This window comes from Allobosea robiniae, assembly GCF_900102525.1.
GTDB classification, from domain to species: Bacteria; Pseudomonadota; Alphaproteobacteria; order Rhizobiales; family Beijerinckiaceae; genus Allobosea; species Allobosea robiniae.
In genome coordinates this window covers 291,680-313,605 of the sequence record NZ_FNBZ01000001.1, presented here as the reverse complement: position 1 = coordinate 313,605, position 21,926 = coordinate 291,680, and the positions used below count along the sequence as shown (strand labels likewise).

The following is a 21,926-nucleotide window of genomic DNA, read 5'->3' as shown; positions in this document are numbered from 1 at the left end:
CCGAAGTCGACTGCGCAACCTGCGGGTAAAATTCTGCATCCGCAGCATCAATCTGCTGAGGAGGCATTTACCTGCGTCAAGTTTGTCAGCAACTCTTTCGGCGGGTCGCCAATCGCGATGAAACGGAGGCAAGCGATTGAGATACGCGTCGGTGAATGGAGAGCGTCGAGAGGCAGAGCCTAAGCTCCATGGAACTTGTCCGAACTGCGACAGGGAAGTGATCGCCAAGTGCGGGCAGCGGCGGATTTGGCACTGGTCTCACCGAGGGAAGCTTGACTGTGATCACTGGTGGGAGCCGGAGACGGAGTGGCATCGCTCGTGGAAGGCCTTTTTCCCGCAGGCTTGGCAGGAGGTCATCCACATCGCCGCTGACGGCGAACGTCACATCGCGGATGTTAAGAACGACAAGGGCTTGGTTGTCGAACTCCAGCACTCGCCTATCGCTGCCGAAGAGCGGCTCTCGCGAGAGAGCTTTTACGAGCGAATGGTCTGGGTCGTGGACGGAATGCTTTACAAGCGCGATCTGGCTGCTTTCCGCAAAGCCGTGGACTTCGCCAGTGTGACTTCCGACAAGCAAAATCGGCTAATTCTGATACCTCTCACAGAGCGGGCTGAAATATTTCGGCGTTGGGCTCCTCTTCAATGCCCGGTTTTCGTCGATTTCGGGGACGAGGAGCTTCAAATCGGGGGCTTTGTGCCTCCTGAGCGCCTGCTTTGGCATTTCCTATTGGATCGAGGCACCGGACGCGTTGTGGTCGCTCCCGTTACGAGAGCGAGTTTTATAGAGTTCGCGTTGAACGGGAGCGATTTGCGATATCTTGCGCTGATGCGTCGCGATAATCCGCGAAGGCGCTACCGGGCGAGAATGTCTCGCTTTTGATCGTTCAAGCGCATCGCCAGAGCTCGTCGCTTCACGAGCCCCAACAGGCTCCAAAACCGCCAGAAACGAACTTACCGCTGGATAAAAACTGGGGACAACGTCACCGGCTTTAAATGATTCATGGCAGAAAGCGCCAAAGATACTCTTGAGGCAACCAAATATGGATGGCGAGGCGGGAGGATGAAGCTGATTCTGGGTGGCATCAATGGCCAATACCTGCGTGATATTTTTGACGGAATGCAGGGAAGTGTTGAAGAGGTTGTCGCTGCGGTTGCATACGCAACAAATGCTTCCCTGCTGTTCGACTGGTGTTGGGATAACAAAATACCATTGAAATTCTATGGTAGGTTGGATGAAGACATAGCAGTTGCTATCCCCGTTTTGCAGTCGTTTCTGGCGAGGCGGTCTGCTGCGTATACGTGCCGGCTCGTGCAGTGCCATCATGCAAAGGTGATTTGGTGGAAGGGGCTCGGCCTCTATATCGGATCAGCAAATTTAACTGACAGCGCGTGGCACTCCAATGTTGAAGCTGGATGTTTCTTTGAAGAGGAAGAAATAACTGATTTAATGTCGTTGGAGATCGAGAAAATATTCGAAACCTTAGAAAGAAATTCTACTCCGCTAACGGAAGAATTATTTCGAATAATGCGTATTAGGGCTTTCATGTTGGGAAAAATTGATACCGGCATTGGAGAATTCTGGAAAGAACCGAGTATCAAGAAGTGGGCTGGTCTTGTTAAAAACTCACCAAGCTCGGCGTTGGAGCAACGTCGCTCACAATTTTTGTCCGAATGGCACGCAACGCTTCAGGATATTCGTAATATCGGGGCTTTGGTAAGCGTCGCTGAAAACAGGCCCATTTGGGTCCCCGAGAAAGCGCCCGCAGGTGCTCAGGCTGACCAATTTCTGCATGCTCACTATTACGAACGCACCATCGACGAGCATCGCAAAACTCAATACCGAGCTCACTATGAGCGAAACAAAAGCCGACGCGAAGAGGCTCTTCAAGAGGCCGTCGAGTGGTGGCGAGCGCTCAAACACGCCCCCTCTAACGAAGAGACCATGCTAAGTGCCACGGCGCCCTTTTTGCGAAATTCGCTGACGGCAGAAGCGCTGACGGCGATGACGCAGGAGCAGTTTGAGGGAATCTGCTCGAAAGTGCATGCGATCACAGACTACGCACGGCGCGTGAGCAATGCGTCCGTCAAACTTCCGGGTGGACGGCGGTACTCGATCCCGGAGAAGATCAAGGCATTGGCCGCGCGCATCTGGATGGATAGCACGGGCAGTGGCGCGCATGTGAAGGAGCAACTTAACCACGTTCTTTATGGTGGCTCAGCGGAGGATTTGCCGACCCGCTTGTGGGCGGCTGTCAGCGATCCAAAGTGGAAAATTGACGGGCTTGGGATCAGCGCTTTGGGGGAGTTGGCTGGTTGGGCCATGCCGGATCGATTCCCGCCGCGAAATGGCCGGACGTCGAAAGCCCTAAAGTCGCTCGGTTACGATGTCGTCGTTCATGTCGAATAAAGGCGCCGCTTCTTTGGTTGACAAAAAATTCACAGAACAAATTCGTCTTCTTAATAGTTTGAATATGTTGGAGAATTAGAGAGTCTGGTTAGCGAAGCGCTGATCGTTTCCGGATCATCCGGTATGCGGAAGGGCGGCTCGCAAGAGCCGCCCTTTTCGTATTGGCTGGCACTGTCGCGCCCGATCTGCAGGAGCCTGCCATGAGCCGTCCCGTTCTTCTCGTCACCGGCGGCAGCCGCGGCATCGGTGCCGCGATCTGCATCATGGCCGCCGGGCGCGGCTACGACGTCGCGGTGAACTACCAGAGCAACGCCAAGGCCGCGGCCGAAGTCGTCGCGGCCTGCGAGGCGGCAGGCGCGAAGGCTGTGGCGCTGCAGGGCGACATGGCTGATGTCACCGACATCATCCGCATCTTTGCCGAGGCGAAGGCGGCGCTGGGCCCGCTGACCCATGTCGTCAACAATGCAGGCATCACAGGCAAATCCGGCACGCTGGCCGAGGCGGATACCGCCCTCATCCGCGAATGCATCGACGTCAACGTCACCGGGGCGATCCTTGTCGCGCGGGAGGCGGCCCGCGCGCTGATGGCGAACGAAGGCGTGCAGGGCAGGGCGATCGTGAACATCTCCTCCGTTGCGGCCGAGCTGGGCTCGCCCGGCGAATATGTCTGGTACGCCGCCTCGAAGGGAGCCGTGGATTCCCTGACCATCGGCCTCGCCAAGGAGCTCGCGCCGCACGGTGTCCGCGTGAACGCGGTGGCACCCGGCATCACCGAGACGGAGATCCACGCGCTGTCCACCGGCGAGGCTGGTCGCGTCGCCCGGATCGCGCCGCTGATTCCGCTGAAGCGCGCTGCGACGGCCGAAGAGATCGCCGAGGCGGTGCTGTTCCTGCTCTCGGAGGCATCGAGCTACACGACCGGCATCATTCTCAAGGTCGCCGGCGGGCGCTAGCTTCGGCGGCAGGCCTCGCGCAATCTGCGCCTCTGATGTAGCAAATGCCCATGCGCGTCCTTCTTGTCCTGATCGCCTTCGGCATGATCGCGGTGCCGGCCCTGCTGATGCTGGCGCGTGAGGAACTCCCGCGCGCGCAGCGCATCGGCCGGGCGCTGCTCGTCTTCCTGGCTCCGGCGGTGGCGCTCGGGCTGATCCACGGCGTGCCGGACCTCGATGGCCGGGCGCTCAACAACCCCAATGCCTGGACGATGCTGAGGCTCGTCCTGACCGCGCTCGCCCTGATCCTGCCCTGGTGCCTCTATGTCTGGCTGACCGCGCGCCGCTGACCGTTCGAGACGTCCACGGACGAAGCCACCGGCATGTCGAAACGATCCGCGAAAGCATTGAATCGCTTTGCGAGGAAAGACCGCGAAGCGATTCCCGCGCTTCAACTTTCGTGCCCGACAAGTCCATCGTCATTGCTTCGCTGCGCTCGCAGTGACGGGACCGGAGCGCAAGCTCCGATTGACAGCTCGCTCAAGCGCGAACATATACGAGGCCATGATGACGAGCTTCACCCGACGTCGCCCCTGCCAGGCCGCCCCGGCGCGCCCGCGATGACGTTCGGCTGAAGCCCGAATGCCCGCGACCGCGCCCGAGGCGCGGTTTTTTTATGCCCGAAGCCCATCCATTGCTGTGTCTGCCCAGCCACCGGGGATCCCGATGAGCCAGAACCTGAAAACCATCTTCATCGACGGCGAAGCCGGCACCACCGGGCTCGGCATCCGCGAACGTCTGGCCGCGGTGCCGGAGGTCGCGGTCAAGAGCATCGACCCCGACAAGCGCAAGGACCCCGCCGCGCGCAAGGACATGATGGCGAGCGTCGATCTCGTCGTGCTCTGCCTGCCCGACGAGGCTGCGAAGGAATCGGTCGCGCTGGCTGATCAGCTTGGCTCCGATGCGCCCAAGATCGTCGATGCCGCGACCGCACATCGCGTCGCTCCGGGCTGGGTCTACGGCTTCGCCGAGCTCGAGCCCGGCCATGCCGGGAAGATCGCCAAAGCCGACCGCGTCGCCAATCCCGGCTGCTATCCGACCGGCGCCATCGCGCTCTTGCGCCCGCTCGTCGATGCCGGGCTGATGGCGCAGGACCATCCGGTCACGGTCAATGCCGTCTCCGGCTATTCCGGCGGCGGCAAGTCGATGATCGAGGATTTCGAGACCGGCGTCGCTCCGGCCTTCGAGCTTTACGGCCTCGGCCTGCGCCACAAGCACCTGCCTGAATTGCAGGCCTATGCCCGCCTGACCCGGCGGCCGATCTTCGTGCCTTCCGTCGGCAATTTCCGGCAGGGCATGCTGGTCTCGGTGCCGCTGCACCTCGATGCGCTTCCCGGACGGCCCGGCATCGCCGATCTCCACCACGCCCTGGCCGAGCGCTATGCCGGCTCGACCTATGTCAGCGTCGTCCCGCAGGATGGCAAGGGCGGCAAGATCGAGCCGGAAGCGCTGAACGACACCAACAAGCTGGAACTTACGGTGTTCGGGCAGGACGATCTCGGCCAGGCGGTGCTGGTCGCGCGCCTCGACAATCTCGGCAAGGGCGCGTCGGGCGCGGCGGTGCAGAACATCCGCCTGATGCTCGGCCTGCCGGAGGGCTGAGCCGCAGCCTGTGGCTTTCACCTAAAAATGCATCTGATCTCCATCATTTGAAGGAGACATTTGCGCGCGGAGCGTTAGATTGTTGGTCCCGCGAGAGGGATGGACGTGGCAGGCAGCGAGTTCGAGAATGCGTTGATCGACGGCATCTACGAAGCCGCGATCGTGCCTGAGAGTTGGCCCGCCGTGCTCCGCGACACGGCCCGGATCGCCAGCTGCCGCGAGGCGCTGCTCGGAACGGTTCTGCATGACGACGTGCGTCTGCTCGCCTCGTCACCCGAATTCGGTGACGACTACGAGGAAGTCCTGCGCCGCATCCCGTTTGCGGTCAACGAGCGGGCGCAGCGCCTGCTCGCGCATGGACGCCACGGCTTCATCACCGACGAGGATGTTTTCAGCCGCGACGAGCTCGCGCGCGAGCCGGTCTATCAGGACTTCCTGATCCCGGCCGGATACGGCTCCGGGGTCGCGACGGTGATTGCGGCTCCGACCGGCGACACCACGATCGTCCATTGCGAGCGGACCTTTGCCGAAGGCACCGTCAATGGGCAGGCCATCGCCGCGCTGGATCGCTTGCGCCCGCATTTCGCCCGGGCCGGGCTGCTTGGGCGCCGGCTGGCCATGGAGCGCGCGCGCGCCGCTTCGCAGGCTCTCGAGCTGATGGGGCTTCCGGCGGCGGTTCTCGGTCTGCGTGGCCATGTGCTCGATGCCAACGCCCTGTTCCAGGACCTGATTCCAGGGGTGTTCCTCGATCGTGCGGCGCGCCTTTCCCTCGCCTACGGCCCGGCCGACGACATGCTTGCGACGGTGATCGCGGGATTCTCGCGCGCGGACCTGCCCCAGCCCGTCCGTTCCCTGCCGATTCCGGCCTGGCGCGGTACGAATCCGATGGTCGTGCATGTCGCGCCCGTGCGGGGCCGCGCACGCGACATCTTCTCCTTTGCGGGGGCCATCATCGTCGCCACGCCGGTTGCAGCGGGGGCGGGGCCTGATGCCGGCCTGATCGCCGGCTTGTTCGATCTGACTCCGGCCGAGGCGCGGCTGGCAGCGGCCATCGCCGCCGGACATCCGCCGCGGGCCGCGGCCGTGCGCCTCGGCGTGACCGAGGCCACGGCGCGCACGACGCTGAAACGCATCCTCGCCAAGACCGGCACGCGCCGGCAGGCCGATCTCGTCGGCCTGCTGAAGAGCGCGGCCGGGCCGCGCTGAGGTCGTTGCGAGCAGATCGGGAAATTCGTTCGCTGCCATCGGGAAAGTCGATGGCGCGGCCGGAATAAGCCGATTTTTCCGCCGGATATTCCGTCTAGAAAGCAAAAAGCCCCCATTTGGGGGTGGAAAATCGGTTCTGTGCAGCCATGGTGGGGCGGCTCGACAAGGCCGCAAGGCCTGGAGGCGGGCACAGCTTGCACTGCCGAAGCCGGGTCAAGCAGCTTCGGCAGTGCCTTTTCGCGCTGCCCGCATGCCGACGCTTCCCGCTGACATGAAAAGGGGCGCCGTAGCGCCCCTCCTGGATCAGCCCTTGTAGGGCACGAAGTTCTGCTTCTGCTCGCCGAGCCCCTCGATGCCGAGGGTGACGACCTCGCCGCCCTTGAGGAAGCGCGGCGGCTTGAAGCCGAGGCCGACGCCGGGAGGCGTGCCGGTGGTGATGACGTCACCCGGGTCGAGGCGCATGAACTGGCTGATATAATGGACCAGATAGGCCGCGCCGAAGATCATCGTCTTGGTCGAGCCGTTCTGCACGCGCTCGCCATCGACCTCGAGCCACATGCCGAGATTCTGGATGTCCTTGACCTCGTCGGTGGTGACGAGCCACGGGCCGAGCGGCCCGAAGGTCGGGCAGCCCTTGCCCTTGGCCCACTGGCCGCCGCGCTCCTGCTGGAAGGCGCGCTCCGAGACGTCGTTGCAGACACAGAAGCCGGCGATCGCGGCCATCGCGTCCTTCTCCTCGATATAGGAGCCGCCATCGCCGATCACGATGGCGAGTTCGACTTCCCAGTCGGTTTTCTGCGAGCCCTTGGGGATGATCACGTCGTCATTGGGCCCGACGATGCAGTTCGGGGCCTTGTTGAACAGGATCGGCTCCTTCGGGATCTCGGCGCCGGTCTCTGCCGCATGGTCGGCGAAGTTCAGGCCGACGGCGATGAAGTTGCGGACATCCGCGACGCAGGCGCCGATGCGCGGCGAGCCTGAGACCAGGGGCAGCGATTCCGGCGAGAGCGCCTTGATCTTGGCGAGCGAGGCCGCGGTCAGCGCCTTGCCGGCGAGGTCTGGAATGACGCCGGACAGGTCGCGCAACCCGCCCTTGGCATCGAGAAGGGCCGGTTTCTCCTGGCCGGGTGCGCCGTAGCGGAGCAGTTTCAAGGTGTTTCCCCCGTTTTCAAACGATCTAAATGGGTCGGGGATTCTGATCGGATGCCGGCCCGAAACACAAGCCCGTCACCGCGCATAGCGTATCCGCGGCGCGCAGGCGGCTGGGTTGTTGCCGGAATGCCACGACTCTTTTCAAAGCGAAGTTTCCGACGAAGGGAGCAGCCGGGGGGAAGGGCGGCCGAAGACACTCAAAACCGGCAATAGTTCTCATATAAACTATACCTTTCTGAACGATCCCGCTGAAGCTTGTTCAGAAAAGGTCATTTTTGGAGAGTTTTGGAAGATCACGGGTCCAAATGGGCAGCTCGTAAGGCGAATCCGTGGCACGTGAAGCAGGATTGCGGCCGCAAACGGCTCAGGTCATGCTTCGAATCAAGCGAGGTGTCTGGCCTCGAAAAACCTTGGAACCGGGATGGATTCGATGAAGGGCCTTGTTCGTACAGCCGCTGCCGCCTCGGTTTCGCTCGCTGCTCTCCTCGCGGCCGGAGCCGCCTCGGCGAGTTCCTTCGCCATCCGCAGCGGCCAGGGCGCCGAAGGTCTCGGCATGGCCTATGCCGGCTCGGCCTCGGGCGGCATCGGCATGAGCGCGATGGCCTGGAACCCCGCGACCATCACCATGTTCCCCGGCCGCACTAGCAACTGGAACTACACCTATCTCAACGCCAATGGCGACTATGAGCCGACGAGGCCCTCGCGGATCGGCGGTCCGGCCGCGCCGGCGCCGCTGAACCCGATCCAGTTCGGCACCGGCAATCTCGGTGGCGACGGCGCGATGATCCCTGCCTCGGCCAGCGCCTGGCAGCTCACCGACCGGCTCTGGGTCGGCATGACCACGGGCGCCCCCTATGGCCTGCGTTCCAAGCCTGAAAACCAGGTTCACGCCGCCCAGGTTTACGGGCGTTCGGCCAAGGTCACGACCATCAACGTCTCGCCGACCGTCGGCTACAAGGTCAACGACTGGCTCTCGGTCGGCGCCGCCCTGCAGGTCCAGTATCTGAGCGCCAAGCTGAAGCAGGCCGGTGGCCTCGGGCCCGCGGCATCCCCGGTCATTCTCGAAGGCGACACGATCGATTTCGGCTATCGCCTCGGCGTGACGCTGACCCCGTTCGAGGGAACCAATATCGGCGTGGCCTATCGTTCTGCGATCCGCCAGACGCTCGAAGGGTCGCTGGCCACGCCGACGCCGATCCTCGCTCGCTTCCCGGTCAAGGCCAACCTGAACCTGCCCGACTCGGTCGTCGTCGGCGTTTCGCAGGTCATCAACGACCAGTGGCAGGTCCATGCCGGGGTCGAGTGGACGAACTGGAGCCGCTTCCGCAACATCCCGATCGTCAACGAGCTCAACGGTCGTCCGCAGACCAGCCTGAATTTCCAGTATGACGACGCCTGGTTCTTCAGCGGCGGCGTCGAGTACAAGTACAGCAAGGACCTGACGCTGCGCGCCGGCATCGGATACGAGATGTCCGCGGTCAACGACCGCAACCGCACCATCTATATCTCCGATAATGATCGTCTCTGGCTCAGCGCCGGCGCGAGCTATCAGATCACCGACCGGATCAAGCTGGATCTCGGCTACACCTATATCGACGTGAAGAAGGCGTCGGTGAACTACAATCCGGGGCATCCGCAGTGGAACCCGGCCGTGCCGGTCTACTACGCCGCCGAAGCCAAGCCCTATGTTCATATCGCCTCGGTTGGCATCACCTACCGCTGGGACGATCCGAAGCAGAACATCCCGGTGCAGCCGGTGGTCCGCAAATACTGAGCGGGACCGTTTCCGCGACAAGAGCCGGCCTTCGGGCCGGCTTTTTTGTTGTTGGCGTTCCCAGCGGCCGTCATGCTCGGGCTCGACCCGAGCATCTCCTGACGCGAAGGCTCCGGAAGAACCAGACCTTCTTGAGATTCTCTGGTCTGCGCTACGCTCCGCCCGAGAATGACGGGGGGAGTTACTGCCCTACGCCTTCACCTTCACATAGGTGCCGGGCGCATCGGCGAGCGCCTTGAGCTTGCCGCCGCCGGGTTCGCGGGCTGGGACCTTCTTCGGCGCCTGGGCTTCAAGCCAGCTGAACCAATGCGGCCACCAGGACCCCGGATGCTCGTCCGCCTTGGCCAGCCAGTCGGCATAGCGGCCCTCCACCGGGCCGCCGGTCCAGTACTGGTACTTCACCTTCGCCGGTGAGTTGACGACGCCGGCGATATGACCCGATCCGGCGACGACATGTTCGACCGGCCCGCCGAAGCATTGCGAGCCGTTGAAGACCGACTGGGCCGGCGCGATATGGTCCTCGCGCGCCGCGAGATTGTAGATCGGGATCGTCACCTGCTTGAGGTCGAGCGCCTTGCCGCCGATCCGCATCCCGCCCTTGGACAGCTTGTTGTCGAGATAGCAGTTGCGCAGATAGAAAGAGTGGTTCGCCGCCGGCATCCGCGTCGAATCCGAATTCCAGTAGAGCAGGTCGAAGGGCGTCGGCGCCTTGCCCTTCAGGTAGTTGTTGACGGCATAGGACCAGATCAGGTCGTTCGGCCGCAGCATGTTGAAGGCGCCCGACATGCGCGCGCCGTCGAGATAGCCGGTCTTGGCCATCTGCTCCTCGATGGCGCGGATCTGCTCTTCGTCGACGAAGACCGAGAGCTCGCCGGCCTGAGAGAAATCGACCTGCGTCGTGAAGAAGGTCGCGCTCTCGATGCGCTTGTCGCGCACCGCTGCCATATAGGCCAGCGTCACGCCCAGCAGCGTGCCGCCGACGCAGTAGCCGATCGCCGAGACCTTCTTTTCCCCGGTCGCTTCCTCGATCGTGTCGAGCGCGGCGAAGATGCCCTCGCGCATATAGCTCTCGAAATCCTTCGCGGCATGTCGCGCATCCGGATTGACCCAGGAGATGCAGAAGACGGTCAGCCCTTGCGCCACGCACCAGCGGATGAAGCTCTTCTCCGGGTTGAGGTCGAGGATGTAGAACTTGTTGATCCAGGGCGGCACGATCAGCAGCGGCCGCTTCAGCACCTGCGGGGTCGAGGGCGCATACTGGATCAGCTCGATGATCTCGTTGCGAAAGATTACCTTGCCCGGCGTCGTCGCGATATTGACGCCGACCTCGAAGGAGCCGCCGTCGGATTGGCGGATCTTGAGTTCGCCGCCGCCGGCCTCGACGTCCTCGGCGTACATCTTCATGCCGCGCACGAGGTTCTCGCCGTTCTGCTGCATCGTCTCGCGCAGCAGTTCGGGATTGGTGGCGACGAAATTGGTCGGCGAGAGGGCGCCTGCGATCTGCTTGATGTAGAAACGGGCCTTCTCGCGCGTATGCGGGTCGAGATCGTCAGCCTTGTCGACCATGGTCTCGGCCCAGCGCGAGCCGATCAGATAGGCCTGCTTGATGAAGTCGAAGGTCGGGTGGTTCCAGTCGGGGTCCTTGAAGCGGCCGTCGCGCTTGTCCGGCTCGGCGACGGGCGCGACCTCCTCGCCGCTCGCACGCTTCAGCGCCGTGCTCCACAGGTTCATGAAGTCGCTGGTGAGGGACGCCTGCGCCTCGATGATCTTGGAGGGATCGTTGACCCAGCGCTCGGCGACGCGGCCGAGCGTCTTGACCATGTCGCTGGCCTCGTCGGCCTGGCCGGTCTTGGCCTCGCCGCGCTCGATCGGTTTGAGGTAGGCGGCGGTGATCTTGCCGTATTCCTCGACGAGCCGCCCCATATTCTGCGCGAACTGGTCGAAATCGGGAGCGGCGGCCTCGGCCGGGCCGGCGGTGTCCTTCGGCCTGTCGCTTTTCCCGCTCATGTCTCGCCCTTTCCCCCAGTCGTTATAGGATAGCGCATGGCGCTCCATTTTGGTCCTATTAAGGACGCAGCCGCTATGCTTTACCAAACAAAATCGACAACCGCTGGATGACCCGATGCCGACTGAAATCTCCGCGAAAAAGCTGCTCCTGATGCCGGCGGCGCTGGTCGTGGTCGGCACGGCGCTCGCCGGCTGCGGCAGCGACGAGGGCTTCAAGGGGGTCGCCGAGGCTGCGGGTCTGGCAACTACCCCGCAGCAATCGAAGGCCTTTGTCCGGGAGGCTCGCCCGACCGATCTCGAATATGTTCCGATCGGGTCGAGCGTGACCCGGGCGGCGCCGCGCAAGCCGGTCGAGGACTACAAGAAGATCGAGGCCGGGCTCGACGCCAAGCAGAAGGCCAACGAAGCGGCTGGCAACACGGCCAAGGCGCTGGGCGCGACGCCGCCACCGGAACCGGCGAAGATCCCGCAGAACTGAGGACAGGCTCGCTTCCAGCAGGGCGATGCGGCTGCTGACCAACTTCTCCGCACTGCGAATCGCACAATATTGCGTCATTGGCTCTGTCATGACGAAAGATGCGATGCTAAGCACCCTCGGCGCAAGGATGTAATCCGCGCGAAAACATGACACCGCCTCCGGGCGGCCGAGGACCTGTTCGAGATGACCGATTTTCACCGCATCAAGCGCCTGCCGCCCTACGTTTTCGAACAGGTCAACAAGATCAAGGCCGCCGAGCGCGCCAAGGGCGTCGACATCATTGACCTCGGCATGGGCAATCCCGACCTGCCGGCGCCCAAGCACGTCATCGAGAAGCTGGTCGAGACCGCTGGCAAGCCGCGCACCGATCGCTACTCCGCCTCGAAGGGCATCGGGGGCCTGCGCCGCGCACAGGCGAGCTATTACGAGCGCCGCTTCGGCGTGAAGCTGAATCCCGATACGCAGGTCGTCGCGACGCTGGGCTCGAAGGAAGGCTTCGCCAATATGGCGCAGGCCATTACCGGGCCGGGCGACGTCGTGCTGGTGCCGAATCCCAGCTACCCGATCCACGCCTTCGGCTTCCTGATGGCGGGCGGCGTGATTCGCTCCGTTCCGGCCGAGCCGACCCCGGCGATGTTCCCGGCGCTGGAGCGGGCGATGATGCATTCGGTGCCGAAGCCGATCGCGCTCGTCACCTGCTACCCGGCCAACCCGACCGCCTATGTCGCCTCGCTTGATTTCTACCGCGACCTCGTCGCCTTCGCGAAGAAGCACGAGCTGATCCTGCTCTCCGACCTCGCCTATGCCGAGGTCTATTTCGACGAGAACAACCCGCCACCCTCGATGCTGCAGGTGCCGGGCGCGATCGATGTCGCGGTCGAGTTCACCTCGATGTCGAAGACCTTCTCGATGGCCGGCTGGCGCATGGGCTTCGCCGTTGGCAACGAACGCCTGCTGGCCGCACTCGCGCGGGTGAAATCCTATCTCGACTACGGCGCCTATACGCCGATTCAGGTCGCGGCCGCCGCCGCGCTCAACGGCCCTGACGACTGCATCCGCGAGATGCGCGAGATCTACCGCAAGCGCCGCGATGCGCTGGTCGAGAGCTTCGGCAAGGCCGGCTGGGACTTCCCGGCGCCGGAAGCCTCGATGTTCGCCTGGGTCGCTATCCCCGAGAAGTTCCGCCATCTCGGCTCGCTGGAATTCTCGAAGCTGCTGATCGAGAAGGCCGAGGTCGCGGTCGCGCCGGGCATTGGCTTCGGCGAGCATGGCGACGACTATGTCCGCATCGCTATCGTCGAGAACGAGCAGCGCATCCGTCAGGCCGCGCGCAATATCGGCCGCTTCCTCAAGGGCGCCGATACGACCCTGCACAACGTCATCCAGATGCCGAAGGCGGGGTAGGGCACTTCGGCTGCGGCATCGCATGCCTCTGGACCGCGCCCGCAAAACATGGGAACCGATGCGGTGCGGACGGATCGCTCCGCATCGCGCCCGAGGCTCGTTTCCATGTCACGAAAAGGCCGTCTGCTCGGCGTCGCTTTCGCCGTCTTCGCGCTGGTCTGCTTCGTCGCGACCTACGACTATTCCAGGGGGCGTATCCCGCAGACGCGCTCGGCCCTGGTCTTGGATGTGCTGGCGGTGACCAATGGCCGCGAATGCGCCCGCGACGCGACCGAGATCGTCACTCGCTACATCCCGCTCGGGACTGGCCGGGCCGATGCCGAGCGCGTTCTCTCCGAAGTGACGATCGACCCGCCCAAACCGTGGTTCTGGACTCCCGCTGTCGAGAACAGCACCGTGTCCGAAGGCACGACGATCGAGGCGCTGCATACCATCAAGGCGACGGCCTTCGGCACCAACCTGCTGCGCATCTATCTCGGTTTCGAGGACGGCAAGGTCAAGCGCGTCGCCGCCGAGGTCGTCTGCCATTTTGGTTGAGACGCGGTCGATCCGAACAGGGTCGTTTCGCTAGGTCAGTCGCTGCGCTATCCTGTCTGAGGGCTGCAACGACAGGTGCTGCCATGGAAGCGACGGACAAGGTTTTCGCCGGTCCCGTTCCGCAGATTTACGACCGGCTGCTCGTACCCCTGATTTTTAAACCCTATGCCGAAGACCTGGCGGCCCGCGTGATGGCCGGGGACCCCCGGCGCATTCTCGAGGTCGCGGCGGGGACGGGCGCACTGACACAGGAAATGGCGGCGCGGCTCGATGGAGGAAGCATCGTCGCGACCGATCTCAACCCCGCGATGCTCGATCTCGCTGCCGCGCGATTCCCGAACGACGGCAGGATCACCTGCCGCCAGGCGGATGCGCTCGATCTGCCCTTCGCTGACGAGAGCTTCGACACTGTCACCTGCCAGTTCGGGGCGATGTTCTTTCCGGACAAGGCGAAGGGTTATGCCGAGGCGCGCCGCGTGCTGAAGCCGGGCGGGCGCTTTCTGTTCAATGTCTGGGACGCGGTCGAGAGCAACGATTTCACGGCGGTCATGCTGGATGCGCTGGCCGAGCTGTTTCCCCGCGATCCGCCGCGCTTTCTCGCGCGCACGCCGCATGGCTATCATGATGTCGGCACGATCGAGCTCGACATCATGTCTGGTGGCTTTCCGCGGCCGGAGATCGAGCGGGTTGAGAAGCGTTCCCGTGCCGATTCCGCCGCTGATGTCGCGATCGGCCTCTGCCAGGGCACGCCGATGCGTGGCGAGATCGAGGCGCGCGGCACGCCGGAGCTCGGAGCGGTTACGGAGGCCGTGGCGAAGGCTCTGGAGCGCCGCTTCGGTTCAGGCACGATCGAGGGAGCTCTCTCCGCCTTCGTGGTTTCGGCTCGGAAAGCCGAGGCTTGAGGCGGTTCCGGGAGCGTCGGAGTGTGGCTCTCCGTTGACACGAAACCCGCCTCATGCGACGCCGCGCGCATGACCAGCGTGCCTCTTTCGCCTGCCTCCCAGCCCCTGCGCGTCGGACTTGCCGGCCTCGGTACGGTCGGCGCCTCCACCTTGCGCATCCTGCGCCGGCAGGAAAATGCGCTTGCAGCGCGCTGCGGCCGCGCAATCCGGGTCACCGCCGTCTCGGCGCGCGACCGTAACCGCGACCGCGGCATCGATCTCGGCGGGCTCGCCTGGTTCGACGATCCGGTCGCGCTGGCGAGTTCGGATGATATCGACTGCTTCGTCGAACTGATCGGCGGCTCCGACGGCCCGGCCAAGGCAGCGGTCGAGGCGGCCCTGTCGGCCGGCAAGCATGTCGTCACTGCCAACAAGGCGCTGCTTGCCGCGCATGGCGTCGCGCTCGCCGACCTCGCCGAGAGCAAGGGCGTGGCGCTCGCCTTCGAGGCCTCCTCGGCCGGTGGCATTCCCGTCGTGAAGACCCTGCGCGAGGCGCTGGCCGGCAACAATGTCAGCCGCATCTCCGGCATTCTCAACGGCACCTGCAACTACATCCTCTCCCGGATGGAGCAGGAGGGGCTGACCTTCGAGGCCTGCCTGAAGGACGCGCAGCGCCTCGGCTATGCCGAAGCCGACCCGACCTTCGACGTCGAGGGCTTCGACACCGCCCACAAGCTTGCGATCCTGACCAGCCTCGCCTTCGGTACGAAGATCGACGCCGAAGCGATTCATGTCGAAGGGATTTCGGCGATCACGCCGCTCGACCTGAAGATGGCCGACGATCTCGGCTACCGCATCAAGCTGCTCGGCGTGGCCGAGCGGACCAAGACCGGGATCGAGCAACGCGTGCACCCGACCATGGTGCCGAAATCCTCCCCGATCGCGCAGGTGATGGGCGTGCTCAACGCGGTCTCGATCGACGCCGATGCGGTCCGCGAGATCACGCTGGTCGGCCCCGGCGCCGGCGGCGACCCGACGGCCTCCGCCGTCGTCGCCGACATCGCCGATGTCGCGCGCGGCACCGCCGGCCTGCCCTTCGGCCTGCCGATCGCGCGCCTGGAAGAGCCGAAGCGTGCCCCGATGCAGCGTCACGAGGGCGGCTATTATGTCCGGCTCGCGGTGGCCGACCGTCCCGGCGCCGCCGCGGCCATCGCGACCCGCATGGCCGAGGCCGATATCTCGCTGGAAAGCATCGTCCAGCGCCGCTCGCCCGAGGCCGTGACGCGCGATCCCGGCGGCCGCTCCGGCGCGCCGGTTCCGGTCGTGCTCATTACCTATGCCACGAGCGAAGCCGCCATCCGCGCCGCGCTCGAAAAGGTCACGGCCGACGGCCATGTCGCGGAACCGCCGCAAGTTATCCGCATAGAGCGGGAACAGGCCTAGAGCAGGATGCGTAAAAGTGGGAACCGGTTTTTCGCGCCAATCCTGCTCTGACACTATCTTGCTCTAGCGCCGTACCCGCCAAACTCATTGCAAGGGGACTTATTTCATGTCCGTCGATCTCCGCATCTCCCCCGACCAGATCATCGAGCGCTATCTCTCGATGGAGCTCGTGCGTGTCACCGAGCGCGCCGCCGTCGCAGCGGCCCGCCTGCGTGGCCATGGCAACGAGAAGGCGGCCGACCAGGCCGCGGTCGATGCGATGCGCCGTGAATTAAACCGCCTGCCGATCGATGGCGAGATCGTCATCGGCGAGGGCGAACGCGACGAGGCGCCGATGCTCTTCATCGGCGAGAAGGTTGGCAACAAGCAGGGCCCGAAGGTGCATATCGCGGTCGATCCGCTCGAAGGCACCACGCTCTGCGCCAAGGATATGCCCGGCTCGATCGCGGTGATGGCGATGGCCGGCGCCGGCAGCCTGCTCTATGCGCCCGACGTCTACATGGACAAGATCGCCTGCGGCCCCGGCTACGCCAAGGGCGTGATCGACCTCGACGCCTCGCCGGCCGACAACATCAACGCGCTGGCCAAGGCCAAGGGCGTCAAGCCGAACGAGATCTCGACGCTGATCATGGACCGCCCGCGCCATGCCAAGCTGATCGAGGAAGTCCGCAAGACCGGCTGCTCGATCCGCCTGATCACCGATGGTGATGTCGCCGGCGTGATCTTCTGCACCCAGCCTGAGAAGACCGGCATCGACCTCTATCTCGGCATCGGCGGCGCGCCGGAAGGCGTGCTCGCTGCGGCGGCACTCCGCTGCGTCGGCGGCCAGATGCAGGGCCGTTTGATCCTCGACACCGAAGAGAAGCGTGTGCGAGCGCACGGCATGGGCGTGCTCGATCCCAACAAGAAATACGACATGTCGGAAATGGCCTCGGGCGACGTCATCGTCTGCGCCACCGGCGTCACCGATGGCGGCATGCTTTCGGGCGTGCGCTTCGGCAAGGATTTCATCGAGACCGAGACGCTGGTCTATCGCTCGATCACCGGCACGGTCCGCCGCATCTATGGCGAGCACCGCGAGTTCTCGAAGTTCCAGCTCGATTGAGCTGAACCGAGTCGACGAGACGTCATTCTCGGGCTGATCCGAGAATCTCGTGCCGGAAGAGGCGTGAGCAGCCTCCCTCGTCAAGAGATGCTCGGGTCAAGCCCGAGCATGACGGTCCTCTGCCGGCTGCCTTTTCCACTTGTTTGCGGCGCGTAGGGCGGATGCCGACGGCCCGGCAAGGTCGACACAGGTTGACCTCGCCGGCCGCTTGCGCGACGCCGGATGCATCATGAGTCTGATGCCGCCCCGTGCCTTTCTCGGCGTGACCCGTTCGGTGCTCGGCCGCCCCTGGCGCGACCGGCTCGACATTGCCGGCCTCGGCCGCGCCGAGGCGCTGAGTCAGCTGCAGGGCCTGCCGGATATCCTCGCCCGCCTGCTTGCCGCGCGCGGCGTCGAGCCGGCTGAGGCCGCCCGCTTCCTCGAGCCGAAGCTGCGCGACGTCCTGCCCGATCCCGCTGTCCTGATCGACATGGAGGCCGCTGCCGCCCGACTGGCGCAGGCGGGCATGAAAGGCGAGCGCGTCGCGATCTTCGGCGATTACGATGTCGACGGCGCCTGCTCCTCCGCTTTGCTCGCAGGCTTCCTGGCCCAGGCCGGCGCCCGCCCGCGCATCCATATCCCCGACCGTCTGATCGAAGGCTACGGCCCCAACAGCGAGGCCATCCGCATGCTGGCGGGCGAGGGCGCAACCCTGCTCGTCACGGTCGATTGCGGCACCACCAGTGAGGAGCCGCTCGCCGAGGCGCGCAGGCTCGGCCTCGATGTCGTCGTGCTCGACCATCACCAGGCGCCGGAGCGGTTGCCTGCCGTCGAGGCACTGGTCAATCCAAACCGGCAGGACGATCTCTCCGGCCTCGGCCATCTCTGCGCCGCCGGCGTGGTCTTCCTCGCGCTGGTCGCGACCAGCCGGGCGCTGCGCCGACTGGACCATTGGGCGGCACGCGGCGGCGAGCCCGATCTGCTGGCGGCGCTCGATCTCGTCGCCCTGGCGACCGTCGCGGATGTCGTGCCATTGCAGGGCCTCAACCGCGCCTTCGTCCGGCAGGGGCTCGCCATGATGCGCAGCCGCACCCGGCCGGGGCTCGCCGCGCTGATGGACGTTTCCGGCCTCGACGGGCCGATCCAGCCCTGGCATCTCGGCTTCCTGCTCGGTCCGCGCATCAATGCCGGCGGCCGCATCGGCGATGCCGCGTTGGGCGCCCGCCTGCTCCTGACCGATGACGAGGTCGAGGCACGGACCATCGCGACCGAGCTCAACCGCCTGAACCAGGAGCGCCAGGAGATCGAGCGCCTCGCCGTGCTGGAGGCGGTCTCGCAGGCCGAGCACGAGCTTGCGGGCATGGCCGAGATGCCGGTGCTGCTCGCCGGCAGCGCCGACTGGCATCCCGGCATCGTCGGCCTCGTCGCGGCCCGGTTGAAGGAGCGCTTCCGCCGCCCGGCCTTCGCGCTGGCGCTGAACGGGGAGGGTGGGGCGACCGGCTCGGGCCGCTCGGTCGCCGGCGTCGATCTTGGCCGCGCCGTGCGCGCCGCCGTCGAGGCTGGCCACGCGGTCAAGGGCGGGGGCCATGCCATGGCGGCGGGCGTGACGCTGGCGGCTGGCCAGGCCAGCGCCTTCCACGCTTTCCTGAACGCGCATCTTCAGCGCGAGGTCGATGCGGTCGGCGATGCCGAGGCCCTGCTCGTCGATGCCGCGCTCAGCGCCGGCGGTGCCAGTCCGCGGCTGCTCGCCGAGATCGACAAGGCCGGCCCCTTCGGCTCCGGCAGCCCCGAGCCTGTCTTCGTCTTCCCGGCGCATCGGCTGACCGACGCTGTCGAAATCGGCACCGGCGGCCATGTCCGCATCAAGCTGCGTTCGGGCGATGGCGCCAGCATCGGCGGCATCGCCTTCCGCGCTGCGCAGGAGCCGCTGGGGCAGGCGCTGTTCGCCGCGCGCGGCGAGAGCGTGCACCTCGCCGCGACGCTCTCGCTCAACCGCTGGGGCGGGCGGGAAACGGCGGAACTGCGCATCCTCGATCTCGCCCGGCCGGTCTGAGAGGCTGCCGGCTATTTTCTTGTGATCGGGTGCTTGCGGAGGAGCAGGCCTGCCACTATACCTCGCCCCGCTTCGGCACGAACCCCACCGGTTCGCGGCAGAGCGGTCTTCGTCTATCGGTTAGGACACCAGCCTTTCACGCTGGGGAGACGGGTTCGACTCCCGTAGACCGCGCCATTCCCCCATTCCGGTGCAGAACTGCGAATATCGGCCCCCGCGAAGAAGAGGCGATGGCCTACGCGGCGCTGGGCGGCGCGTCTCAGCGGAAGCCCGGCGGCGATATCGCATGCCCGAACCACTCGACGAAACCGATGATGTCGAAGACCGGGCGGCCGGTTGCCGCGGCGATCGCGGCCGAATGGGGCGGTAGATTGGTGCATTCGCACAGAATCGCCCCGACATTCGGGTGACGATGCACCAGGGCCTGCGCGGCGGCGACGGCCTCGCGTTCCAGCTCGGCGAAGTCGGAAACACCGCCACGGTTGCCATAGACCGACCGGAACAGGGTGTCCGGCGGCAGCCCTGCGATCGGCGTGTCCGGGCGCACGCCCACGGCCGCGAGATGCTGCGCGCTCAGGGCCTCCGCCGCGAAAGTGAGGATGCCGACCTGCTGGCCGGCCGGCAGCATCGCCTCGATCAGCGGCGCCTGCAGCAGGCTGCTCGTCGCGACGGGGACAGGCAGTGCGGCGCAGAGTTCCTTCTGCAGCAGGGCCAGGAACCCGCAACTCGTCGTGATGCCGCGCACGCCGCAGGCGATGAGATCCTGTGCTGCCGCGATGAAGGGCTGCAGGAATTCCTCCGGGCGGCCATGGACGATCGCCGCCGGATCGGCGCCGCGCACCACGCGAAACTGCACCGGAAACCGCCATGTCCGGCCATTGCCGATATCGCCCGGCAGCCGGCGGAAATGCGTGTCGAGCATCAGCACGCCGATGCTCAGATCGTTGACGGCAGCGGTCGGCGGGCGTGTCGTGGCATCGGTCATGAGAGGGGCTCCGATAAGCTCTGCTGCAGCGCTGTTGCCGAGGCTTCGAAGAACCAGGCGAGGAAGCGGTTCTCCCGCAGCAGCGCAAAGGGAATGTCCTCCTGCGCGAGGAGCCCGGACTTCCCGATCGAACCGCAACGGAGAAGGTCCAGCACGGCCGCGACATGGGACGCAGCGGTGCGCCGCATGGCGCCGACCACGACGCCGCCGATCTCTACCGGCTCGATCTCTCTCAGAAAATGCTCGGCGATCTCGCTGCCGTCATGGCCGGAGGTCGCGACGATCGAGATCAGCAGGCGATCATCCGCGATCTCGGGCAAGCCGTTGAGGAAGAGATTGCGCAGCAGATAGAGGCGCTCGCGCAGCTTCAGCTCGTCCAGCAGGAACGCGATGGAGTCGGCATGCCCGGGATAGCGGATCGTATAGGAGACCAGGCTCGCGACCTTCCCCGCCAGGCGCTCGCAGAGCGTGTCGGGAATGGCGCTCGAAACGAAGGCCTCATAATCGCAGGAACCGAGGCGCAAGGGGCTGCAGCGCGACATTGGCGCGAGCTCGGTCTTGTGGCCGTCGATCAGGGCGACGGAGGGGCGCGTGTACTCGCGCAGCGTCGCGTCGATATCCCAGATCAAGCCGTAGCCCAGGCGGCCGGACGGCTGCTGCGGCAATCCGCCGATCCGCACCGCGATGTCCGGCTCGTTCCCGCAGCGCGAGGCGAGGTCCAGCACCAGCCCCGAAACCAGGCCCGGAGAGATGCCGCATTGCGCGACGAAGCAGCTGGAGGCGACCTCGGCCTCGCGCCGGATAGCCTCCAGTGCAGTCCCGTCGTCGCCGAGGTCGAGATAATGCGTGCCGTGGCGCCGGGCCGCCGCAGCCACCATCGGTGTCGCCGAGGATGGCAGCGCTGCGACGACGGCATCGGCGCCGGTCAGGAGCTGATCGAGCCGGGCCGGGTGGCTGGGATCGGCGTCGGCGAGCGGGAGCCCAAGCTGTTTGACCCTTCGGCGTCCAGGTTCCGTCGGATCGGCCATGAGGACGTCGAATTCCGGCTTCTCGCGCAGGAGCAGCGCCAGCGCCGTGCCGATGCGGCCGGCGCCGATGATGGCGACCTTGAAGCGCCGCCTGCCGTTTTCCTGCCGGTCAGGCATGGAAGCGGGCGAGGAACGACTTGAGACGTTCGTTGTCGGGGGCGTGCAGAACGTGATCCGGGCTGCCCTGTTCGGCGATACGCCCATCTTCCATGAAGACGACGCGGTCGGAGACATCGGCGGCGAAGGAGATCTCGTGCGTGACGAGGACCATCGTCATGCCCTGTTCGGCGAGGCTGCGCACGACGCCCAGCACCTCGCCGACGAGCTCGGGATCGAGCGCACTGGTGATCTCGTCGAGCAGGAGCGCGTCCGGCTGCATGGCAAGTGCCCGGGCGATGGCCACGCGTTGCTTCTGCCCGCCCGAAAGCTGGTCAGGTCGCGCATCGCGCTTCTCGGCGAGGCCGACCTTGGCGATATAGTCCATCGCAATGTCGACCGCCTCTCCGCGCGGCTTGCGCTGCACGGTGACGGGGCCTTCGATCACGTTCTCCAGCACGCTCATATGCGGAAACAGGTTGAAGTGCTGGAACACCATGCCGACATGGCGCCTCAATTCGCCGAGGCCGAGGAGCTGGCCGTCGCCGCGGAATTTCGGGACGACGCGGCGGCCGCGATAGAGGATCTCTCCGCTGTCCGGCACCTCGAGCATGTTCATGCAGCGAATGAAGGTCGACTTGCCGGAGCCCGAGGGGCCGATGATCGCGACGACCTCGCCGCTCGTCAGGGACAGATCGATGCCGTGAAGGACGGGAAACGCGCCGAAGCTCTTGGTGATGGCGCGGGCTTCGAGGACGGTTTCGCGGGCGCCGGATGTGGGGAGGGTGGTCATGGGA

19 protein-coding genes and 1 tRNA gene are annotated in these 21,926 nt (G+C 65.1%); 15 read left to right on the top strand and 5 right to left on the bottom strand.

Annotation, left to right across the window (positions count from 1 at the left end; translation table 11 throughout):
- The first annotated feature begins 151 nt into the window (after positions 1-151).
- The 6 genes from BLQ70_RS01320 (at position 152) to BLQ70_RS25505 (ending at position 6,207) form a co-directional block, all read left to right on the top strand.
- The gene (locus tag BLQ70_RS01320; RefSeq protein WP_280140785.1) at positions 152-880 is read left to right on the top strand and encodes a competence protein CoiA; all 729 of its coding nucleotides are present in this window, start codon (positions 152-154) and stop codon (positions 878-880) included.
- Between the two features lie 180 nt (positions 881-1,060).
- Entirely contained in the window at positions 1,061-2,407 is a 1,347-nt protein-coding gene (locus BLQ70_RS01315) for a phospholipase D-like domain-containing protein (RefSeq protein WP_091855509.1), read from the top strand.
- 200 nt (positions 2,408-2,607) lie between these two features.
- Positions 2,608-3,360: an SDR family oxidoreductase gene (locus BLQ70_RS01310; protein ID WP_091856129.1), complete on the top strand. Its 753-nt coding sequence runs from the start codon at positions 2,608-2,610 to the stop codon at positions 3,358-3,360.
- A 50-nt stretch (positions 3,361-3,410) separates the two neighbouring features.
- On the top strand, positions 3,411-3,689 hold the full coding sequence (locus BLQ70_RS01305; RefSeq protein ID WP_091855508.1) for a hypothetical protein: 279 nt from the start codon (positions 3,411-3,413) through the stop codon (positions 3,687-3,689).
- A gap of 376 nt (positions 3,690-4,065) precedes the next feature.
- The gene (gene argC, locus BLQ70_RS01300) at positions 4,066-5,001 is read left to right on the top strand and encodes an N-acetyl-gamma-glutamyl-phosphate reductase (protein WP_061963955.1); all 936 of its coding nucleotides are present in this window, start codon (positions 4,066-4,068) and stop codon (positions 4,999-5,001) included.
- 105 nt (positions 5,002-5,106) lie between these two features.
- Complete coding sequence (locus BLQ70_RS25505; RefSeq protein ID WP_170843270.1) at positions 5,107-6,207, top strand: helix-turn-helix transcriptional regulator; 1,101 nt, start codon at positions 5,107-5,109, stop codon at positions 6,205-6,207.
- A gap of 303 nt (positions 6,208-6,510) precedes the next feature.
- Here BLQ70_RS25505 and BLQ70_RS01290 read toward each other — a convergent pair whose 3' ends face one another.
- Positions 6,511-7,359, bottom strand: coding sequence for a fumarylacetoacetate hydrolase family protein (locus tag BLQ70_RS01290; RefSeq protein WP_091855506.1), 849 nt, complete (start codon positions 7,357-7,359; stop codon positions 6,511-6,513).
- Positions 7,360-7,789: 430 nt separating this feature from the next.
- Here BLQ70_RS01290 and BLQ70_RS01285 point away from each other — a divergent pair, with 430 nt between their 5' ends.
- Positions 7,790-9,133: an OmpP1/FadL family transporter gene (locus BLQ70_RS01285; protein ID WP_170843269.1), complete on the top strand. Its 1,344-nt coding sequence runs from the start codon at positions 7,790-7,792 to the stop codon at positions 9,131-9,133.
- Positions 9,134-9,322: 189 nt separating this feature from the next.
- Here BLQ70_RS01285 and phaC read toward each other — a convergent pair whose 3' ends face one another.
- Complete coding sequence (gene phaC, locus BLQ70_RS01280) at positions 9,323-11,140, bottom strand: class I poly(R)-hydroxyalkanoic acid synthase (RefSeq protein ID WP_061963946.1); 1,818 nt, start codon at positions 11,138-11,140, stop codon at positions 9,323-9,325.
- 115 nt (positions 11,141-11,255) lie between these two features.
- Between phaC and BLQ70_RS01275 the strand changes: the two genes are divergently transcribed.
- The 8 genes from BLQ70_RS01275 to BLQ70_RS01240 all read left to right on the top strand — a co-directional run bounded on the left by BLQ70_RS01275 (position 11,256) and on the right by BLQ70_RS01240 (position 19,197).
- Entirely contained in the window at positions 11,256-11,618 is a 363-nt protein-coding gene (locus BLQ70_RS01275; protein ID WP_061963944.1) for a hypothetical protein, read from the top strand.
- A gap of 183 nt (positions 11,619-11,801) precedes the next feature.
- The gene (locus tag BLQ70_RS01270) at positions 11,802-13,022 is read left to right on the top strand and encodes an LL-diaminopimelate aminotransferase (protein ID WP_091855504.1); all 1,221 of its coding nucleotides are present in this window, start codon (positions 11,802-11,804) and stop codon (positions 13,020-13,022) included.
- Between the two features lie 105 nt (positions 13,023-13,127).
- Positions 13,128-13,559 (top strand): hypothetical protein, encoded by a 432-nt coding sequence (locus tag BLQ70_RS01265; RefSeq protein WP_061963940.1) that lies wholly within the window; start codon positions 13,128-13,130, stop codon positions 13,557-13,559.
- A gap of 83 nt (positions 13,560-13,642) precedes the next feature.
- Positions 13,643-14,461, top strand: coding sequence for a class I SAM-dependent methyltransferase (locus tag BLQ70_RS01260; protein ID WP_091855502.1), 819 nt, complete (start codon positions 13,643-13,645; stop codon positions 14,459-14,461).
- Between the two features lie 69 nt (positions 14,462-14,530).
- On the top strand, positions 14,531-15,883 hold the full coding sequence (locus BLQ70_RS01255) for a homoserine dehydrogenase (protein ID WP_091855501.1): 1,353 nt from the start codon (positions 14,531-14,533) through the stop codon (positions 15,881-15,883).
- Between the two features lie 106 nt (positions 15,884-15,989).
- Positions 15,990-16,988: a class II fructose-bisphosphatase gene (glpX, locus tag BLQ70_RS01250; RefSeq protein ID WP_061963934.1), complete on the top strand. Its 999-nt coding sequence runs from the start codon at positions 15,990-15,992 to the stop codon at positions 16,986-16,988.
- Between the two features lie 229 nt (positions 16,989-17,217).
- Entirely contained in the window at positions 17,218-19,020 is a 1,803-nt protein-coding gene (recJ, locus tag BLQ70_RS01245; protein WP_091855500.1) for a single-stranded-DNA-specific exonuclease RecJ, read from the top strand.
- 102 nt (positions 19,021-19,122) lie between these two features.
- Positions 19,123-19,197: transfer RNA gene (locus tag BLQ70_RS01240), tRNA-Glu, on the top strand.
- A gap of 82 nt (positions 19,198-19,279) precedes the next feature.
- Here BLQ70_RS01240 and BLQ70_RS01235 read toward each other — a convergent pair.
- Genes BLQ70_RS01235 through BLQ70_RS01225 form a run of 3 tightly spaced genes read right to left on the bottom strand, consistent with a single transcriptional unit; the run spans position 19,280 to position 21,922 of the window.
- Complete coding sequence (locus tag BLQ70_RS01235; protein ID WP_091855499.1) at positions 19,280-20,005, bottom strand: aspartate/glutamate racemase family protein; 726 nt, start codon at positions 20,003-20,005, stop codon at positions 19,280-19,282.
- The gene (locus BLQ70_RS01230; protein WP_170843268.1) at positions 20,002-21,150 is read right to left on the bottom strand and encodes a saccharopine dehydrogenase family protein; all 1,149 of its coding nucleotides are present in this window, start codon (positions 21,148-21,150) and stop codon (positions 20,002-20,004) included. Before BLQ70_RS01230 ends, BLQ70_RS01235 begins: the two co-directional genes overlap by 4 nt.
- Positions 21,143-21,922, bottom strand: a complete 780-nt coding sequence (locus tag BLQ70_RS01225; RefSeq protein WP_091855497.1) for an amino acid ABC transporter ATP-binding protein — start codon at positions 21,920-21,922, stop codon at positions 21,143-21,145. Before BLQ70_RS01225 ends, BLQ70_RS01230 begins: the two co-directional genes overlap by 8 nt.
- Between the last annotated feature and the right edge of the window lie 4 nt (positions 21,923-21,926).

Excerpts from the sequence above, each read along its gene's own strand:
- BLQ70_RS01315 (WP_091855509.1), top strand. The coding sequence starts at position 1,061 with ATGAAGCTGATTCTGGGTGGCATCAATGGCCAATACCTGCGTGATATT.
- BLQ70_RS01310 (WP_091856129.1), top strand. The coding sequence starts at position 2,608 with ATGAGCCGTCCCGTTCTTCTCGTCACCGGCGGCAGCCGCGGCATCGGT.
- BLQ70_RS01230 (WP_170843268.1), bottom strand. The coding sequence starts at position 21,150 with ATGCCTGACCGGCAGGAAAACGGCAGGCGGCGCTTCAAGGTCGCCATC.
- glpX (WP_061963934.1), top strand. The coding sequence starts at position 15,990 with ATGTCCGTCGATCTCCGCATCTCCCCCGACCAGATCATCGAGCGCTAT.
- BLQ70_RS01285 (WP_170843269.1), top strand. The coding sequence starts at position 7,790 with ATGAAGGGCCTTGTTCGTACAGCCGCTGCCGCCTCGGTTTCGCTCGCT.
- recJ (WP_091855500.1), top strand. The coding sequence starts at position 17,218 with ATGAGTCTGATGCCGCCCCGTGCCTTTCTCGGCGTGACCCGTTCGGTG.
- BLQ70_RS01275 (WP_061963944.1), top strand. The coding sequence starts at position 11,256 with ATGCCGACTGAAATCTCCGCGAAAAAGCTGCTCCTGATGCCGGCGGCG.
- argC (WP_061963955.1), top strand. The coding sequence starts at position 4,066 with ATGAGCCAGAACCTGAAAACCATCTTCATCGACGGCGAAGCCGGCACC.
- BLQ70_RS01225 (WP_091855497.1), bottom strand. The coding sequence starts at position 21,922 with ATGACCACCCTCCCCACATCCGGCGCCCGCGAAACCGTCCTCGAAGCC.
- BLQ70_RS01235 (WP_091855499.1), bottom strand. The coding sequence starts at position 20,005 with ATGACCGATGCCACGACACGCCCGCCGACCGCTGCCGTCAACGATCTG.
- BLQ70_RS01260 (WP_091855502.1), top strand. The coding sequence starts at position 13,643 with ATGGAAGCGACGGACAAGGTTTTCGCCGGTCCCGTTCCGCAGATTTAC.
- BLQ70_RS01305 (WP_091855508.1), top strand. The coding sequence starts at position 3,411 with ATGCGCGTCCTTCTTGTCCTGATCGCCTTCGGCATGATCGCGGTGCCG.
- BLQ70_RS01270 (WP_091855504.1), top strand. The coding sequence starts at position 11,802 with ATGACCGATTTTCACCGCATCAAGCGCCTGCCGCCCTACGTTTTCGAA.
- phaC (WP_061963946.1), bottom strand. The coding sequence starts at position 11,140 with ATGAGCGGGAAAAGCGACAGGCCGAAGGACACCGCCGGCCCGGCCGAG.
- BLQ70_RS01265 (WP_061963940.1), top strand. The coding sequence starts at position 13,128 with ATGTCACGAAAAGGCCGTCTGCTCGGCGTCGCTTTCGCCGTCTTCGCG.
- BLQ70_RS01255 (WP_091855501.1), top strand. The coding sequence starts at position 14,531 with ATGACCAGCGTGCCTCTTTCGCCTGCCTCCCAGCCCCTGCGCGTCGGA.